Annotated in this window: 12 protein-coding genes and 2 tRNA genes; 9 read left to right on the top strand and 5 right to left on the bottom strand. The window is 66.8% G+C overall.

The window, feature by feature from the left end:
* Positions 1–32: 32 nt before the first annotated feature.
* The 4 genes from rlmD to O6P39_RS19990 form a co-directional block, all read right to left on the bottom strand.
* Complete coding sequence (rlmD, locus tag O6P39_RS19975) at positions 33–1,385, bottom strand: 23S rRNA (uracil(1939)-C(5))-methyltransferase RlmD (protein WP_275608179.1); 1,353 nt, start codon at positions 1,383–1,385, stop codon at positions 33–35.
* A 1-nt stretch (position 1,386) separates the two neighbouring features.
* Positions 1,387–2,286 (bottom strand): cysteine synthase CysM, encoded by a 900-nt coding sequence (gene cysM / locus O6P39_RS19980; protein ID WP_275608180.1) that lies wholly within the window; start codon positions 2,284–2,286, stop codon positions 1,387–1,389.
* A 91-nt stretch (positions 2,287–2,377) separates the two neighbouring features.
* Positions 2,378–3,733, bottom strand: a complete 1,356-nt coding sequence (locus O6P39_RS19985) for a sensor histidine kinase (protein ID WP_275608181.1) — start codon at positions 3,731–3,733, stop codon at positions 2,378–2,380.
* Positions 3,726–4,436 carry a response regulator transcription factor gene (locus O6P39_RS19990; RefSeq protein ID WP_275608182.1) on the bottom strand — a complete coding sequence of 237 codons (711 nt, stop codon included), beginning with the start codon at positions 4,434–4,436 and terminating at the stop codon, positions 3,726–3,728. Before O6P39_RS19990 ends, O6P39_RS19985 begins: the two co-directional genes overlap by 8 nt.
* Positions 4,437–4,562: 126 nt before the next feature.
* Here O6P39_RS19990 and O6P39_RS19995 point away from each other — a divergent pair, with 126 nt between their 5' ends.
* From O6P39_RS19995 to O6P39_RS20010, 4 genes are all read left to right on the top strand, one after another.
* Positions 4,563–7,346 (top strand): response regulator, encoded by a 2,784-nt coding sequence (locus O6P39_RS19995; protein ID WP_275608183.1) that lies wholly within the window; start codon positions 4,563–4,565, stop codon positions 7,344–7,346.
* A 12-nt stretch (positions 7,347–7,358) separates the two neighbouring features.
* Positions 7,359–8,348 (top strand): 2-hydroxyacid dehydrogenase, encoded by a 990-nt coding sequence (locus O6P39_RS20000; RefSeq protein WP_275608184.1) that lies wholly within the window; start codon positions 7,359–7,361, stop codon positions 8,346–8,348.
* A gap of 62 nt (positions 8,349–8,410) precedes the next feature.
* Complete coding sequence (locus O6P39_RS20005; protein ID WP_275608185.1) at positions 8,411–8,851, top strand: hypothetical protein; 441 nt, start codon at positions 8,411–8,413, stop codon at positions 8,849–8,851.
* Positions 8,848–9,246: an META domain-containing protein gene (locus O6P39_RS20010; RefSeq protein ID WP_275608186.1), complete on the top strand. Its 399-nt coding sequence runs from the start codon at positions 8,848–8,850 to the stop codon at positions 9,244–9,246. The genes O6P39_RS20005 and O6P39_RS20010 overlap by 4 nt, the downstream gene beginning before the upstream one ends.
* Before the next feature lie 67 nt (positions 9,247–9,313).
* On the opposite strand, the gene dinB is transcribed toward O6P39_RS20010, so the two are convergent.
* On the bottom strand, positions 9,314–10,312 hold the full coding sequence (gene dinB / locus O6P39_RS20015) for a DNA polymerase IV (RefSeq protein ID WP_275611991.1): 999 nt from the start codon (positions 10,310–10,312) through the stop codon (positions 9,314–9,316).
* 275 nt (positions 10,313–10,587) lie between these two features.
* Between dinB and O6P39_RS20020 the strand changes: the two genes are divergently transcribed.
* The 5 genes from O6P39_RS20020 to O6P39_RS20040 all read left to right on the top strand — a co-directional run bounded on the left by O6P39_RS20020 (position 10,588) and on the right by O6P39_RS20040 (position 16,980).
* Positions 10,588–12,510, top strand: a complete 1,923-nt coding sequence (locus O6P39_RS20020) for a tyrosine-protein phosphatase (protein WP_275608187.1) — start codon at positions 10,588–10,590, stop codon at positions 12,508–12,510.
* Between the two features lie 131 nt (positions 12,511–12,641).
* Positions 12,642–12,718 (top strand) — tRNA-Met (locus O6P39_RS20025).
* 117 nt (positions 12,719–12,835) lie between these two features.
* A tRNA-Met gene (locus O6P39_RS20030) sits at positions 12,836–12,912 on the top strand.
* Between the two features lie 146 nt (positions 12,913–13,058).
* Positions 13,059–15,704 (top strand): bifunctional lysylphosphatidylglycerol flippase/synthetase MprF, encoded by a 2,646-nt coding sequence (gene mprF, locus O6P39_RS20035; protein ID WP_275608188.1) that lies wholly within the window; start codon positions 13,059–13,061, stop codon positions 15,702–15,704.
* 1 nt (position 15,705) lies between these two features.
* Positions 15,706–16,980 carry an AcvB/VirJ family lysyl-phosphatidylglycerol hydrolase gene (locus O6P39_RS20040; RefSeq protein WP_275608189.1) on the top strand — a complete coding sequence of 425 codons (1,275 nt, stop codon included), beginning with the start codon at positions 15,706–15,708 and terminating at the stop codon, positions 16,978–16,980.
* The last annotated feature ends 118 nt before the right edge of the window (positions 16,981–17,098 follow it).

Raw genomic sequence — 17,098 nt, forward strand, 5'->3', positions numbered from 1 at the left:
TTGCTCGGGCCGGTCGGATTGCGCAGGCCGTCCTAGCCTGCCTCGAACAAAGCCATGGCCTCCACATGCGCCGTCTGCGGGAACATGTCGAGGATGCCGGCACGCTTCAGGCGATAGCCCTGCCGGGCCAGTTCGCCTGCATCGCGCGCCAGGGTCGCCGGGTTGCAGGACACATAAAGTACCCGCTCGGCGCCCAGTGAACGCATCTCCCGTGCCGCCTCGAAGGCTCCGTCGCGCGGAGGGTCGAGCAGCACAGCGGTGAAATCCTCCGCCGCCCAGGGGGCGCCGGCAAGCGGTTTCGAAAGGTCCGCCTGGTGGAACCGAGTATTCGCAAGGCCGTTGGCCCGGGCATTGGCCGCAGCGCGATCGACCATCGCCTGCACGCCCTCCACCCCGACCACTTCGCGCACCTGACGGGCCAGCGGCAGGGCGAAGTTGCCCAGGCCGCAGAACAGGTCCAGCACGCGCTCATCGGCCGCCGGCTTCAGCCAGTCCAGCGCCTGGGCGACCATCGCCTCGTTGACCGGTGCGTTCACCTGAACGAAGTCGCCGGGACGGTAGGCCAGGGTCAGATCCCAGGTATCGAGCCGGAAGCCGAGGTCGGCGCTCCCGCCGTGCGGCGTCGGTTCTCCGTCGCCCTGCAGCCACAATTGCACATCGCGTGCCGAACAGAATTCCAGCAGTCGCGTCAGGTCGCCATCGGACAAAGGTTCGATATGCCGCAGCAGCAACGCACTGGCGGTACCGTGGAACAGCTCGACATGGCCGAGGGCCTGGGGCCTGGCAAAGCCGCGCAGCAGGTCCGGCAGGTCACGGGCCAGGGATTGCAGTTCGGGAACCAGCACCAGGCAGTCGTCGAACGCGACGATGGCCTGGCTGGCGGCCGCGCGGAAGCCGACCTCCAGGCGCTTGGCCTTGACGTCCCAGCGCACCGCGAGACGAGCACGGCGGCGGTAGCCGAATTCCGGCCCCACCAACGGCGCGGCCCACTCCTGCGGGGTCAGGCCGGAGAAACGCTCCAGTTGCTCGGCGAGGGTGCGCTGCTTGAGCGCCAACTGATCGGCGTGAGGCAGGTGCTGCAGGCTGCAGCCACCGCATGTGCCAGCCACCGGGCAGGGAGGATTACGACGATTTTCGGCGGCCGTGAACACGCGCTCGCAGCGCGCTTCGACCACCTTGCTGCGGGCGGAAAGCACGCGGGCTTCCACCGCTTCGCCCGGCAACGCGCCGGCAACGAACCAGGTATGGCCATCCTGATGGGCAATGCCGCGGCCGTCATGGGCCAGGCGCTCGATGTTCAGGCGCTGCTTCTTGCCCACCGGTACCGCGGGGCCCCGCGCTCCGCCGCTGGGCTGGAAACGCAGGCCGGTTCTCTGTTTGGCCATGTCAGTGGGGATCGAACACGCCCGAAGACAGGTAGCGGTCGCCGCGGTCGCAGATGATCGCCACCAGGGTCGCGTTTTCCAGCTCGCGGGACAGGCGCAACATGGCCGCCACAGCACCGCCGGAGGACACGCCGCAGAAAATGCCTTCTTCACGGGCCAGGCGGCGCATCACGTCTTCGGCTTCGCTCTGCTGCATGTCGACCACGCGGTCGACGCGGGTCGAGTCGAAGATCTTCGGCAGGTACTCCTGCGGCCAACGGCGGATGCCGGGGATGGCCGAGCCTTCCATCGGCTGCAGGCCGACGATCTGCACCTTGGGGTTCTGCTCCTTGAGGTAGCGCGACACGCCCATGATGGTGCCCGTAGTGCCCATGGAACTGACGAAATGGGTGATCTCACCGCCGGTCTGCTGCCAGATTTCCGGGCCGGTGGAATCGTAGTGAGCGATCGGGTTGTCGCCATTGGCGAACTGGTCGAGCACCTTGCCCTTGCCTTCGCGCTGCATCTGGTCGGCGAGGTCGCGGGCGCCTTCCATGCCCTGCTCCTTGGTCACCAGGATCAGCTCGGCGCCGTAGGCGGTCATGGCGGCCTTGCGCTCGGCGGTGGAGTTGTCCGGCATGATCAGGATCATGCGGTAACCCTTGATCGCCGCCGCCATCGCCAGGGCGATGCCGGTGTTGCCGGAGGTGGCTTCGATCAGCGTGTCGCCGGGCTTGATATCGCCGCGCAGCTCCGCTCGGGTGATCATCGACAGCGCCGGGCGATCCTTCACCGAACCCGCGGGGTTGTTGCCCTCGAGCTTCACCAGCAGAGTGTTGGAAGTATTCCCGGGCATGCGTTGCAAGCGAACCAGCGGGGTATTGCCGACGCAATCGGCGATAGTCGGATACTGCACGGTCATGGAGGCACTCGGATCTGAAACCAGGCCACCTATGATAACGGCAAACCGCGGCGCGCCATACGAAGTTTCCTAACAAGCCGTGTGCAAATGCTCAGAGGCCGATTGCGGCGGGCAACCGCAGGTGCACGCGCAGCCCCGCCGGCCCGCAATCCGCCCAGAGTTCGCCGCCCTGCATGCGCACCGAACTGCGGGCGATGCTCAGGCCCAGGCCGAAACCTTCGCCACTGCGCGCGGCGGACAAACGGGTGAAGGGCTGGAAGATGCGTTCGAGATCGGCCTCGGGCACGCCGGCGCCGTCATCTTCGAGCCAGAGGTGCCAGCCCTGGCCCTCGCGTCGGCCGCCCAGGCGAACGCAGCCGCTCAGGGGCGAGTGACGGATGGCGTTGCGCAGCAGGTTTTCCAGTGCCCGCGCCAGGCCATTGAGGTGACCACGCACACGACACCCCGTCGGCACCTGATAAAGGAAGCGTTCCGGCGCCCAGCCGGCCTCGAAGCGGGCGTCGTCCACCAGCAGCTCCCAGAGCGATTGCAGGTCGATGTCCTCCCGCTCCAGGTGCGGTCGCTCGGTATCCAGCCAGGCCAGCTCCAGGGTATCGGCGACCAGGCGCTGCATCACCTCCACCTCGCGTTCGACCCGCTGGCGCAGCGCTGCTTCGCTGATCGGACTGTCGCCCGCCACCCGCAGGCGGCTGAGCGGGGTGCGCAGTTCGTGGGACAGGTCGCGCAGCAACTGGCGCTGGAGGCTCACATGGCTGCGCAGGCGCTCCGCCATATGGTCCAGCGCGCGACCCAGTTCACCCAGTTCATCGCGGCGCGCGTTGAGTTCGGGGCCGGCCACCGACCCCAGGTAGTCGGCCTGCAAGGCATTGGCGTGCTCGCGCAGGCGCGCCAGCGGGCGCACCAGGTAGCGGTAGAGCAAGGCGCACAACAGCAGCGCCAGCACCGCCGGCAGCAGGCCGTGGGTCAGCGACTGGCGCATGAGCGTGAAACCACTGGGCAGGTAGCGCGCGGGCAGTTGCAGCACCAGGCGACCCGCCGTCGGCTCGCCGGGGAATGGGATGCCGATGTAGGGCAGGTCCATCGAGCGTGAACTCACCGGCCACTCCAGACCTCGCTGGAAGGTCAGGTGGGCGACTTCGTCCCGGCTCAGCGGGACGTTGCCCAGGGCCTGCAAGCGGGCATCGACCACGGTCATCCAACCCTCTTCGCGCTGGCGCATCCCCGCCAGCCAGGCATCGACCCCTACCGCGCCGCCGGAGCGCCAGGCCTGCTCCGCCTCTCGAGCGTAACCACCGAGCACCTCCCGCGCCTCGGCTGACAGGTAATAGCTTTGCCGTTCGACCTGCTTGCCCCAGGACCAGGACAGCCAGATCAGCAACAGGCAGAACGCCACCAGCGCGACCGCCAGCCTCCAGAACAGCGAGTGACGCCCGGGGACCTCAGCCATCGCCGTCACGGAACACGTAGCCCTTGCCCCACACCGTCTGCAACTGGTGGCGCAAGTAGCCGATGCCCTGCAGCTTGCGGCGCAGGTGGCTGACATGCATGTCCAGGGCACGGTCGTGGGGCGTGAAGGCACGATGCAGGACGTGCTGGTAAAGGAAGGCTTTGCTCAGGATCTCGCCCTGGCTGATGAGGAAGGTCTCCAGCAGGCGGAACTCGGTAGCCGTCAGCCCCGCCCAGCGGCCATCGAGGCCGGCGTCGGCCTTGTCACCATCCAGTTGCAGGCCGTCGCTGCTGCCCACCTGCGCCTGCAAGCCGCGCTCCAGCGCCACCCGGCGCAACACCGCATCGACCCGTACGCTCAACTCGGCCAGGCTGAAGGGCTTGGGCAGGTAATCGTCGGCACCCTGGGAGAAACCGGCGATGCGGTCCTGCTCGGCCCCCAGGGCGGACATCAGGATCACCGGCACCGAACGCTCGCGGCGCAGCCTACGCAGGATATCCAGGCCGCCGATACCGGGCAGCAGGATGTCCATCAGCACCAGGTCGTAGTCGCCACCGCGTGCCTCGGCCAGGCCGGTGGCACCATCCTGGCACCAGGTGACGTCGAAGCCCCGCTCGCTCAGATGGGAGGACAGGTGGGCGCCCAGTGTCGGGTCGTCCTCGATGGTCAGCAAGCGCAGCCCTGAGGAGGAAAATGCGTTCATATCAAATAAGAGTGATTAGCAATTGCGCCCAGTATTCCCGATTCCGCGCAATCTCGGCAAGGCAAAGGCCCCTGCCACAGGTCCGAACCGCTACACTGCCGGGGAAAACCGCACCGGAGGAATCGCGTGTTCAAGGATCTCGGCATCAAGGGACGTGTACTGCTGCTCACCCTGCTGCCCACCAGCCTGCTGGCGCTGGTATTGGGCGGCTATTTCACCTGGGTGCAGCTGTCGGACATGCGCGCCCAGCTGATCGAGCGCGGCCAGTTGATTGCCGAGCAACTGGCGCCGCTTTCCGCCCCGGCGCTGGCGCAGAACAACACCGAGCTGCTGTCGCGCATCGCCACCGAGGCGCTCGACCAGCCTGACGTGCGCGCCGTCACCTTCCTCAATCCCGAGCGGGAACGCCTGGTCCATGCCGGGCCCAGCATCCTCACCCCCATCCCCAGCGGCGATGGCTCGCACCTGAGCATGACCAGCAACCTCGACACCACCCATTTCCTCCTCCCGGTACTGGGCCGGCACCGCAGCCTGTCCGGGGAACTGTATGGCGACAGCGACAAGCTGCTCGGCTGGGTGGAGCTGGAGCTGTCGCACCACGGCACCCTGCTGCGCGGCTACCGCAGCCTGTTCACCAGCCTGCTGCTGATCATCACCGGCCTGGTGGTCACCGCCCTCCTCGCCCTGCGCATGAGCCGCGCGATCAACGCGCCGCTGGGGCAGATCGCCCAGGGCGTGGCGCAGCTCAAGGAGGGCCGCCTGGAAACCCGCCTGCCGGCGCTGGGCAGCCACGAGCTGGACGAGTTGGCCGGCGGCATCAACCGCATGGCCGAGGCCCTGCAGAGTGCCCAGGAGGAGATGCAGCACAACATCGACCAGGCCACCGAGGACGTGCGGCAGAACCTGGAAACCATCGAGATCCAGAACATCGAACTGGACCTGGCGCGCAAGGAAGCCCTGGAGGCGAGCCGGATCAAGTCCGAGTTCCTCGCCAACATGAGCCACGAGATTCGCACACCGCTCAACGGCATCCTCGGCTTCACCAACCTGCTGCAGAAAAGCGAGCTGACCTCACGCCAGCAGGACTACCTCGGCACCATCCACAAGTCCGCCGAAAGCCTGCTGGGGATCATCAACGAGATCCTCGACTTCTCGAAGATCGAGGCCGGCAAGCTGGTGCTGGAGAACATCCCCTTCAACCTGCGCGAACTGATCCAGGACACCCTGACCATCCTCGCCCCCGCCGCCCATGAAAAGCAGCTGGAGCTGGTCAGCCTGATCTACCGCGACACCCCGCTGCAACTGGTAGGCGACCCGCAACGCCTGAAGCAAGTGCTGACCAACCTGGTGAGCAACGCCATCAAGTTCACCCACGAAGGCAGCATCGCCGTGCGCGCCATGCTCGAAGACGAGAGCGACGACCGCGCGCAGCTGCGCATCAGCGTGCAGGACACCGGCGTCGGCCTCACCGACGCGGACCTGCGCGCGCTGTTCCAGGCCTTCAGCCAGGCCGACAACTCGCTGTCGCGCCAGGCCGGGGGCACCGGGCTGGGACTGGTCATTTCCAAGCGCCTGATCGAGCAGATGGGCGGCGAGATCGGCGTCGACAGCAGCTCCGGCGAGGGCTCCGAATTCTGGATCAGCCTCAACCTGCCCAAGGCCCGCGATGACGGCGATGACCTGCTGCCGGCATTGGCGGGCGGGCAGCGCGTGGCGCTCTACGAACCCCATGAGCTGACCCGCACCGCCCTGCACCATCAACTGGAAGACTGCGGCCTGGAAGTCAGCGAATTCCCCGACCTTGCGGCGCTGGAGCGGGCGCTGGCAGCCGATCCGCAGGGCAAGCCGGCGATCGGCCTGGCCCTGCTCGGCGTGACTTCCGCCACCCACCCGCCGGAGCTGCTGCGGCAGTCCATCCGCGAACTCGAACAGCACGGCTGCAAGAGCCTGGTACTCTGCCCGACCATCGAGCAGGCGCACTACAACGCGGTGCTGCCCGAATCCCAGGTGCAGAGCAAGCCGGCCTGTACCCGCAAACTGCAACAGGCGCTGAACGAACTGCTCCACCTGCGCCCGACCCGCAAGGAAAAGATCGCCAACGGCGTGCTGGAGCGTGCACCGCACCTGCTCTGCGTCGACGACAACCCGGCCAACCTGCTGCTGGTGAAGACCCTGCTCAGCGACATGGGCGCCCAGGTGGTCGCTGTCGACAGCGGCCTGGCCGCCGTGGAAGCGGTCCAGCGCGAGCGCTTCGACCTGGTCTTCATGGACGTGCAGATGCCCGGCATGGACGGCCGCCAGGCCACCGACGCGATCCGCCAATGGGAAGCCGACCGCGAGGTCAGCCCGGTGCCGATCATCGCCCTCACCGCCCACGCCCTGGCCAACGAGAAGCGCGCCCTGCTGCAAGGCGGCATGGACGACTACCTGACCAAACCCATCGACGAGCGCCAACTGGCCCAGGTGCTACTGAAGTGGACCGGCCTGCACCTGGGCGCGTCCCGCACGGAACCGCACAGCGCCGAGCCGGGCCTGAACGCCCTGAGCGTACTCGACCCCGCCGAGGGCCTGCGCCTGGCCGCCGGCAAGGCGGAACTGGCCGCCGACATGCTCGGCATGTTACTCGCCTCGTTGTCCGCCGACCGCCAGGTGATCCGCCAGGCCCGCGAGCGCAACGACCGCAACACCCTGCTCGAACGCATCCATCGCCTGCACGGTGCCACCCGCTACTGCGGCGTGCCGATGCTGCGCGCCGCCTGCCAGCGCGCGGAAACCCTGCTCAAGCAGAACGACCCCGACGCCCCGGCGGCCCTGAACGAACTCGACAAGGCCATGGCCGAACTGGCCAGGGCCACGGAGAACCGCGAGGCCGAGGCCGACAGCACGGCGCTACCGCAAGACACGCACTGAGACCGCAAGACGATGCGCATCATCCTGTTCAGCAACCAGCCCTACGACTACGACAGCTTCGTCGCAGCCAACCGCCTCCACGGCTTCGAACTGCACTTCCAGCAGGCGCAGCTGCGCCTGGACACCGTCGCCCTGGCCAGCGGTTTCGACGTGGTCTGCCCCTTCGTCAACGACGACCTGTCGCGACCGGTGCTGGAGCGACTCGCCGCCGGCGGCACCCGCCTGATCGCCCTGCGCTCGGCCGGCTACAACCACGTCGACCTCAAGGCCGCCCACGCCCTGGGGCTGTCCGTGGTACGGGTTCCAGCCTATTCGCCCTACGCCGTGGCCGAACACGCCGCGGGACTGGTCCTGGCGCTCTGCCGGCAACTGCACCGTGCCTACAACCGCACCCGCGACGGCGACTTCTCGCTGCACGGCCTGACCGGCTTCGACCTGCACGGGCGCACCGTCGGCATCATCGGCAGCGGCCAGATCGGCGAAGTCTTCGCCCGCATCATGAGCGGTTTCGGCTGCCACATCCTCGCCTACGATCCTTACCCCAACCGTGCCATCGAGGCCCTGGGCGGGCGCTTCGTCGAACTGGACGAACTGCTCGCCCAGTCCGACATCCTCAGCCTGCACTGCCCGCTCAACGACGCCACCCGGCACCTGATCAACCCGCGCAGCCTGCAGCAGATGAAGCGCGGCGCCATGCTGATCAACACCGGACGCGGCGCTCTGGTGGACACCCCGGCGCTGATCGAGGCGCTCAAGAGCGGCCAACTCGGCTACCTCGGCCTGGACGTCTATGAAGAAGAAGCCGACATCTTCTTCGCCGACCGCTCCGACCTGCCGCTGCAGGACGACGTCTTGGCGCGCCTGCTGACCTTCCCCAACGTCATCATCACCGCTCACCAAGGGTTCCTGACCCGCGAGGCGCTGGCCGCCATCGCCGAAACCACGCTGGACAACATCGGCGCCTGGCAGGCGGGCAAGCCCGTCAACCTGGTCGATGGTTGATCGGCTGGCGCTCGCATCCGAGCGCCGCGCCGCCTAGAATGCCGCGCTTTCCCGGAGGATCCATGGCCCAGCACGATTTCCGCTACACCCTGCTCAACCCGCAATTCACCCTCAACGAATGCCGTGCGCTGACTCCGGGCCGCTACCAGGTCACCGGCATCGGCGGCTCGATTAAGGCCGGCGACACCCTGCTGGTCAGCCTCAAGGGCAGCAAGAGCCTGAGCATGAACCTGGAAGTGGAAAAGGTGCGCCACCTGATCAACCCGCCGGGACAGTGGATGGCCGTGGCCAAGGGCCCGCTATTCCGTGAACTGGCGATCCACGAATGGACGGTCAACTGTGACGCTTGCGCAGCTACACTGACCTTCGAATTCGCCGTCGACGCCAGCCTAGGCAAGGCCGCCCAGCAGCCTGCCGCCGAAGCGCGCATCGGCGAGCTGGGTTGGGCGAAGGCCGGCACCCGCCACCTCTGCCCGGATTGCCAGAGCAAGGAGACTGCATGAAAGTCCTGTTCGCCGGCGCCTGCGTGGCGCTGGCCGTGGCCGGTTGCGCCAGCAAGCCGGTCCCTGAAACCGATCAGACCTACCGCATCGAATGGATCGGCGAGCGCCCCCTGATCGACTACAGCCACATCACCCTGACCCTCGACGGCAACGGCCGGGCCTATGGCAGCGCCGGCTGCAACCACTGGTTCGCCAGCTACACGCTGGAGGGCGACAAGCTGACCTTCGGCCAGCCCGGCTCCACCCGGAAGATGTGCGCCGAGGCGCTGATGGAGCAGGAAGGACGCTTCCTGCAGATGCTCCACGATGTCCAGCGTTGGGACTTCAGCGACCAGGGCGAACTGCGCCTCTGGCCGGCCTCGGGCCGCGCCATGCGTATGTGGCCTGAAGGCTGAGAAACAGGATGGCCGTTTCGTCGTGGGCCACGTCGAAACGGCAACTATCCCTGGAGCAGGTAGCCCCCTAGAACAGGCTGAGCTGCTCGTGCGCCCCGCGCAGGTCGACCAGACGCACCCCCACGCCAATCAGCCTTACCGCCTTGTTGCCGCGCTGGAAGGCCTGCCCCAGCAGCAGTCGGTAACTGTCCAGGTCCCGCGCAGCGCCGGCCTGCTCCAGAGTCGTCTGGGTGAAGTCATGAAATTTCAGCTTGATGAAAGGCTTGCCCGGCCGGTAGCTGGCGTCCAGGCGGGTCATGCGCCGTTCCAATTCACCCAGCAATGACGGCAACTCCTCCTGGCAGGCGGCAAGGTCAGGCAGGTCCTGATCGAAAGTGTTCTCCACGCTGATCGACTGGCGCCGGCTGTCCACCTGTACCGGACGCTCATCGATCCCCCGCGACAGCCCCCACAGGCGCTCGCCGAAACTGCCGAACTCCTTCGCCAACTGGATTCGCGACCAGTCACGCAGATCCGCGCAGGTGCGGATACCCAGGCGCGCCAGCTTTTTCGCCGTGACCTTGCCCACGCCGTGCAGCTTCTTCACCGGCAATTCGGCGACGAAGCCGTCCACCTCATCCGGCGTCACCACGAACAGACCGTTGGGCTTGCGCCAGTCGCTGGCGATCTTGGCGATGAACTTGTTCGGCGCCACCCCGGCGGAGACTGTGATGTGCAGGGTTTCCCAGACACGCCGGCGAATCTCCTGGGCGATCCGCGTGGCGCTGCCGCCGCAACGCTCGCTGTCGCTGACGTCCAGGTAGGCCTCGTCCAGCGACAACGGCTCGATCTGCTCGGTGTAGTCACGGAAGATCGCGTGGATCTCGCGGGATGTCTCGCGGTACACGTCCATGCGCGGACGGACGATGGTCAGGTCCGGGCACAGCTTCACCGCCGTGCGCATCGCCATCGCCGAATGCAGGCCATAGGCGCGCGCCTCGTAGTTGCAGGTGGCGACCACCCCGCGCTTGTCCGGCGAACCACCCACGGCCAGCGGCTTACCCACCAGGCTGGGGTCGTCGCGCATTTCGATGGCGGCATAGAAGCAGTCGCAATCGATGTGGATGATCTTTCGTTGCCGTGTCACGGGAAGGTGCCTGCACCGCCAGGGAGTCGCCAGGGAGCGACGACTGAAAACGCCTTCATGGTAATGCAAAAAAACCGCCGCCTCCCGCGCCAAATCCACAGCGAAATCTGACCCTGCAATCAATTTTTCACCAAACTGCCGCCAACCGTTCATCGGAGGCGTCAAGGATGTGGGACCCCCGTCCAAATCCATACAGATAGACATGGAGTCATAACGTGCACGCTTGTTCGCTGCGTTCCGCTTCCTTGCTGGTGCTTCCACTGGCCGTCGCCCTGGCCGCCGCTCCCGCCCAGGCAGAAACCCTGAATACCCCGCGCCTGACCGGCATCGACAACTTCCGCGATGTCGCCGGCACCACCAGCGCCTACAGCACCGCCCATGACGGTGTGATGCGTGGCGGCGTGTTCTACCGCTCCAACGCGCTGACCCCGACCGCATCCGACCTCGCGACCCTCAATGGCCTGGGCATCAGCCATGTCTTCGACCTGCGCACGCCCAGCGAGATCGCCGGCACCCCGGATACGCTGCCCACCGGCGCGGTCTACGAGAACATCAACATCATCGGCTCCAGCACCGTGAACATGTCGCTCACCAGCGCGGCGGCCTCGCGGCAGATGATGCAGGACATGAACCGCGCCTTCGTCACCGACGCCGGCCAGCGCGCGCAGTACCGCCACCTGTTCGAGGAACTGGCCGCCGCCGACGATGCGGCGCTGTTCCATTGCACTGCCGGCAAGGACCGCACCGGCTGGACCGCTGCCATGCTGCAATCCATCGCCGGGGTGGATTCGGCGACCATCATGCAGGACTACCTGGCCACCAACACCTACACCGCCGCTCGCACCGCCGCGACCCTGGCGCAACTGAACAAGATGTCACCGGCCTTCGCTGCCATCTACCAGCCGCTGCTGGGCGTGGAGTCCAGCTACCTGCAAGCCGGCCTGGACCAGATCCAGGCCAGCTACGGCTCGGTGCAGAACTACCTGACCCAGGGCCTGGGACTCGACCAGGAAACCCTCTATGTTCTGCGCGGCAAACTGGTGCGTTTCAACAGCCTGCCCGGCCAGGCTGGATTCGCCCGCAACGACGCCGCCGGCGCAGGACTGCTGGCGGCCCTGCAGGACAGCGACCTGTCCGGCCACTACACCGCCTACAACTATTACCTGCAATCGGCGATCGACGCCGGCACCCTGGGTGGCGTCGAGTCGCGGGTTGGCGGGCAGATCCATGCCGACGCTGGCAGCTACCTGCTGCGCGAGGCCGGGCAGATCGACGACGCCATCGCCCCCTACGCCAGCGGCCGCGATCTGAAGGACGGCGAAACCCGCCTGTGGATGACAGCCCTGGCCAGCTATGTGGGCACCGACAGCCGCGACGGCGTGGCCAGCAGCAACGAACACGCTCAGGGCACCCTGATCGGCGCAACCCATCGCTTCAGCGACAACCTCAGCGCCCGTGCCGGCGCCGGCTACAACTGGGGCTCGCTGGGTAGCGCCGGCGCCGATGCGGACGCCGACCTCGCACTGCTCACCGTTGGCGGCCGCTGGGCGCTGGAGGACCTCAACCAGGGTCTGTACGCCGACCTGCGCCTGGACGCCGGCTGGATCGACTACGACAGCAAGCGAGACCTGGGCAACGGCCTGGGCACCGCCAAGGGCGACAGCAACGGCAGCTTCTTTGCTGCCACCGGCCTGCTCGGCTATCGCCTGCATGCAGGTGGGTTGGACCTGGAGCCTTCGATCGGCCTGCGCAGCGCGCGGGTCAAGCTGGACGACTTCCACGAGAAAGGCAGCGACCTGGCCCTGGACGTCGACGGCACCGACCGCAGCCTGAACAGCGCCCTGCTCGGCCTGGACATCGGTCTGGCCAACCAGAGCCTGGGCGACTGGAACGTGGCACCGGGCGTAAGCCTGGGCTACGAGCACTTCATGAACGACCCGCAGGTCACCAGCAATGCCTCCCTGGCAGGCTTCGAGGTCGAACAGGTCTCGACCTTCGACAGTAACTACCTGGTCAAGGCAGGGCTGAACCTGAAGGCGACCCGGGGTGACCTGAGCCTTGGTGCCGAGGTGAAGGCGCTCAGTGGCGGCGACAGCCACGGTGTCGCCGGAACGCTCACCGCCGGCATCGCCTTCTGATGTCGTGACAGCCCCGGAAGCCGCCCCACAGCGGCGTCCCGGGGCTGCTGGCAATCGCTAAGCGACTGATAAAAAATCACTTTTTCCAAACTTTCGGTTGACACCCCAGGCTCCATGCGTAGAATGGCGACCGCGGGATGGAGCAGTCTGGTAGCTCGTCGGGCTCATAACCCGAAGGTCGTAGGTTCAAATCCTGCTCCCGCAACCAGACACAAGGAAAAGGCCACTCTTCGGAGTGGCCTTTTTCGTTTGCGCGTGAATTTAAATTATTGATCAAAAACGAAATATTGATTGACAACAGCTTTCATCCCAGTAGAATGGCCGCCGCGGGATGGAGCAGTCTGGTAGCTCGTCGGGCTCATAACCCGAAGGTCGTAGGTTCAAATCCTGCTCCCGCAACCAGACATCAAGAAGAAAGCCACTCTTAGGAGTGGCTTTTTTCGTTGTGCCGAAGAAACTGCTTCAGCAAATCGTCGCCCCCCAGGAAGAAATCCTCCCGAGGGACTTGGGAAATCGCGCCACTGCCCCTACTCTGTCGCGCAAATTCGATGAGGTGCCCGATGAGCGCCAACCCTGCCACCCCAGACAGCCCCGCGACCGGCGAGCAGCCGCAGCGCAGCGGGCTTCTGCACTGGATCAACGCCAATCGCCAGCCGATCGGCCTGGGCGTTACCCTGCTGCTGTTCAGCCTCGCGCTGATCGCCTGCTACCACCTGCTGCGCGACATCGACGCCTATTCCCTGCACGACGCCATCCTCGACGTCCCCACTGCATCGCTGGCAGGCGCCTTCGCCGCCACCGTCGCCGGCTTCATCACCCTGCTGGGCTACGAATGGTCCGCCACCCGTTTCGCCGGGGTGAGACTCTCCCCCTCGGCACTGCTGACCGGCGGCTTCTCCGCCTTCGCCATCGGCAATGCCGTGGGGCTGTCGATGCTGTCGGGCGGATCCGTGCGCTACCGCCTGTATGCCCGCCAGGGCCTGGGCGCCGCCGAAGTCGCGCGGATGACCCTGTTCGCCAGCCTGTCCCTGGGCTGCGCGCTGCCGATACTGGCCGCGCTGGCGGCCCTGAGCGACCTGTCCGACGCCTCCCTGGCCCTGCACCTGCCGAGTTGGCTGGTGGCGGTGCTCGCCCTGGGCATCATCGCCTTCTGCATTCTGCTGGTAGTCGGCATCGAGCGCCGGCGCCTGCCGGAACAGCCGTCTCCCGACAGCCATCTGGTGCGCATCGGTCGCCGCACCGTGCGCCTGCCCGGCCTGCGTCTGTCGCTGCTGCAACTGCTGATCACCGCACTGGATGTCGCCTGCGCCGCCACCGTGCTTTATCTGCTGCTACCCGAAGCCCCGCCCTTCGGCGCCTTCCTGCTGGTCTACCTGATTGCCCTGGCGGCCGGCGTGCTCAGCCATGTGCCGGGCGGCGTCGGCGTCTTCGAGGCCGTGCTGCTGGCGGCCTTCGCCGGGCAACTGGGCGCCGCGCCATTGGCCGCCGCGCTGCTGCTGTACCGCCTGATCTATGTGGTGCTGCCGCTGATCATCGCCTGCCTGCTGTTGCTGTTCCTCGAAGCCCGGCGCGTGCTGGTGGCCAAGCAGGCGGTGCGGATCACTTCCGGCTTTGCCGCGCAGATCCTCTCGCTGCTGGTATTCATCTCCGGCATCGTGCTGCTGTTCTCCGGCGCCACGCCTTCCATCGACACCCGCCTGGAGGAGATCGGCTTCCTGGTGCCGCACCGCCTCATCGATGCCTCGCACCTGGCCGCCAGCCTGATCGGCGTACTCTGCCTGCTGCTCGCCTATGGCCTGCGCCGTCGCCTGTCCGCCGCCTGGGCACTGACCCTCGGCCTGCTGGTGGCCGGCGCGGTGCTGTCGCTGCTCAAGGGCTTCGACTGGGAAGAAGCACTGATCCTGAGCTTCACCGCCGCGCTGCTGGTGATCTTCCGCAGCGCCTTCTACCGACGCAGCCGCCTGATGGACCTGCCCTTCTCGCCGCTCTATCTGGGGGCCGCCGCCTGCGTCATCGCCGCGTCCATCTGGCTGCTGCTGTTCGCCTACCAGGACGTACCCTACGATCAGGAACTCTGGTGGCAATTCGCCCTGGACGCCGACGCTCCGCGCGGCCTGCGCGCCGCCCTGGGCAGCTGCGTGCTGCTGGCCGCACTGGCGCTGTACTGGCTGCTGCGCACCGAACCACCGGCGATCCTCGAACCCAGTCGCGAAGACCTGGATACCGCTGCCGGCATCCTGGCCAGTTCGTCGCAACCGGACGGCGGCCTGGCCCTCTCCGGCGACAAGGCGCTGCTGTTCCACGAAGGCAAAGACGCCTTCCTGATGTACGCCCGCCGCGGCCGCAGCCTGGTGGCGCTGTTCGACCCGGTGGGTCCGGCGCAGTCCCGCGCCGAGCTGATCTGGCAGTTCCGCGACCTCTGCGACCTGCACCACGCGCGCCCGGTGTTCTACCAGGTGCGGGCGGAGAACCTGCCGCTGTACATGGACATCGGCCTGACCGCCCTCAAGCTCGGCGAGGAGGCTCGGGTCGACCTGCGTCGCTTCGACCTGGAGAACAAGGGCAAGGAAATGAAGGACCTGCGCTACACCTGGAACCGAGGTCAGCGCGACGGCCTCAGCCTGGAGTTCCACGAACCGGGCCAGGCGCCGATGGAAGAGCTGCGGGCGATCTCCGACGCCTGGCTGGGCGGCAAGAACGTCCGCGAGAAGGGCTTCTCCCTGGGTCGCTTCACCCCTGAATACCTGAGCTATTTCCGCATCGTGGTGATTCGCCACGAGGGCCGCGCCGTGGCCTTCGCCAACCTGCTGGAAACCGGCAGCAAGGAGCTGGCGAGCATCGACCTGATGCGCATGGTGCCCGACGCACCGAAGCTGACCATGGAATTCCTCATGCTCGGCCTGATCCTGCATTACAAGGAAAGCGGGCACACCCGCTTCAGCCTGGGCATGGTGCCGCTCGCCGGCCTCCAGCCGCGCCGTGGCGCGCCGCTGACCCAGCGCCTGGGCGCCCTGGTCTTCCGCCGGGGCGAGCAGTTCTACAATTTCCAGGGGCTGCGTCGCTTCAAGGACAAGTTCCAGCCCGACTGGGAACCCCGTTACCTGGCCGTGCCCGCCGGACTGGACCCGCTGGTGGCGCTGGCCGATACCGCCGCGCTGATCGCCGGCGGCCTGAGTGGATTGGTGAAACGCTGAAATGCTGAAACGTCGCTGGCGGCATCTGCTCGCCCTGCTCCTCCTGATCATCATCGCGGTCGGCCTGCTGCTGTGGAGCCGCCCCGCTTCCCAGGCCTCCCTGGAACACCGCCAGTTGTCCGACGGCAGCGCCGTCGCCCTGGCCATCCCCGCCAAGCAACCCACTGCGCGCGTCCTGCTGGCGGTGCAGCCGGACCAGAAACTGGATGACGGCCAGTTGCTGGCCCTGGCCCACGACAGCGGCGCCCGTGTGGTGCAGTTCGTCTTCCCGGACAAGGATTGCGCCGCCCAGCAGCAACGCATCCAGGCCGCCGGCGAGTTGCTGGACGGTCAGCCGACCCTGGTCGCCGGCATCGGCGAGGGTGGCGCCTACGCCTGGCGCTGGCTCGCCGGGCAAAGCGACGACAAGGCCCACGCCCTGTCGGTCGGCTTCTCCCTGGAAAAGCCCGACTGCACCGCCACGCCCCTGCCGCAGAGCGCCGCCCACGGCCACTGGCTGGCCGCCTGGAACGACAACCCGGACGATGCCAGCGCGCGCTTCGCTCGCGGCCTGAAGAACGCCGAAACGGTGATCAGCGACTACGACACCCCACTGCCCAAGGTCCTCGCCGACCAACTGCGCCACCTGCTGCAAGGTGGCAATGACAATGTGCCGGTAGTCGAAGTCCCTGCTGCCAAACCATCGGAAACCGTCACCCTGTTCTACTCCGGCGATGGAGGCTGGCGCGACCTGGACCGCGACGTCGCGGCGCAGATGGCCGAGCTGGGCTATCCGGTGGTGGGCGTCGATGCCCTGCGCTATTTCTGGGAGCACAAGAGCCCCGAACAGAGCGCCGCCGACCTCGCCGTACTGATGCAGCACTACCGCCAGAAATGGGGTGCCAAGCACTTCGTGCTGGCCGGCTACTCCTTCGGCGCCGATGTACTGCCGGCGATCTACAACCGCCTGCCGGCCGACGCCAAGAAGGATGTCAGCGCGGTGATCCTGCTGGCCTTCGCCCGCAGCGGCAGCTTCGAGATCGAAGTACAAGGCTGGCTGGGCAAGGCCGGCCAGGAAGCCGCCACCGGTCCGGAAATGGCCCGTCTGCCAGGGCCCAAGGTGCTGTGCGTGTACGGCATCGAGGAAAAGGACGAGAGCGGCTGCACCCAACCGCAGTCGGTCGGGGAAAACCTCCAGCTCCCCGGCGGTCACCACTTCGACGAGAACTATCCAGCCCTCGCCAAGCGTCTGGTCGACGCCATCCGCTCCCGCCAGGCAGCCGACAACGAAGGCTGACCCTTATCAAAGGGCCGCTCGATGCGGCCCATTCTCCATGGACTGGAGCTGCTTCAGGCTGGCTTAAGGCTCTAGACTGACACTGTCAGCCCCGTTGCCAGAGCGGGGCCCGCGAAGC

The sequence above is a fragment of the Pseudomonas sp. PSE14 genome, from assembly GCF_029203285.1.
GTDB lineage: Bacteria > Pseudomonadota > Gammaproteobacteria > Pseudomonadales > Pseudomonadaceae > Pseudomonas.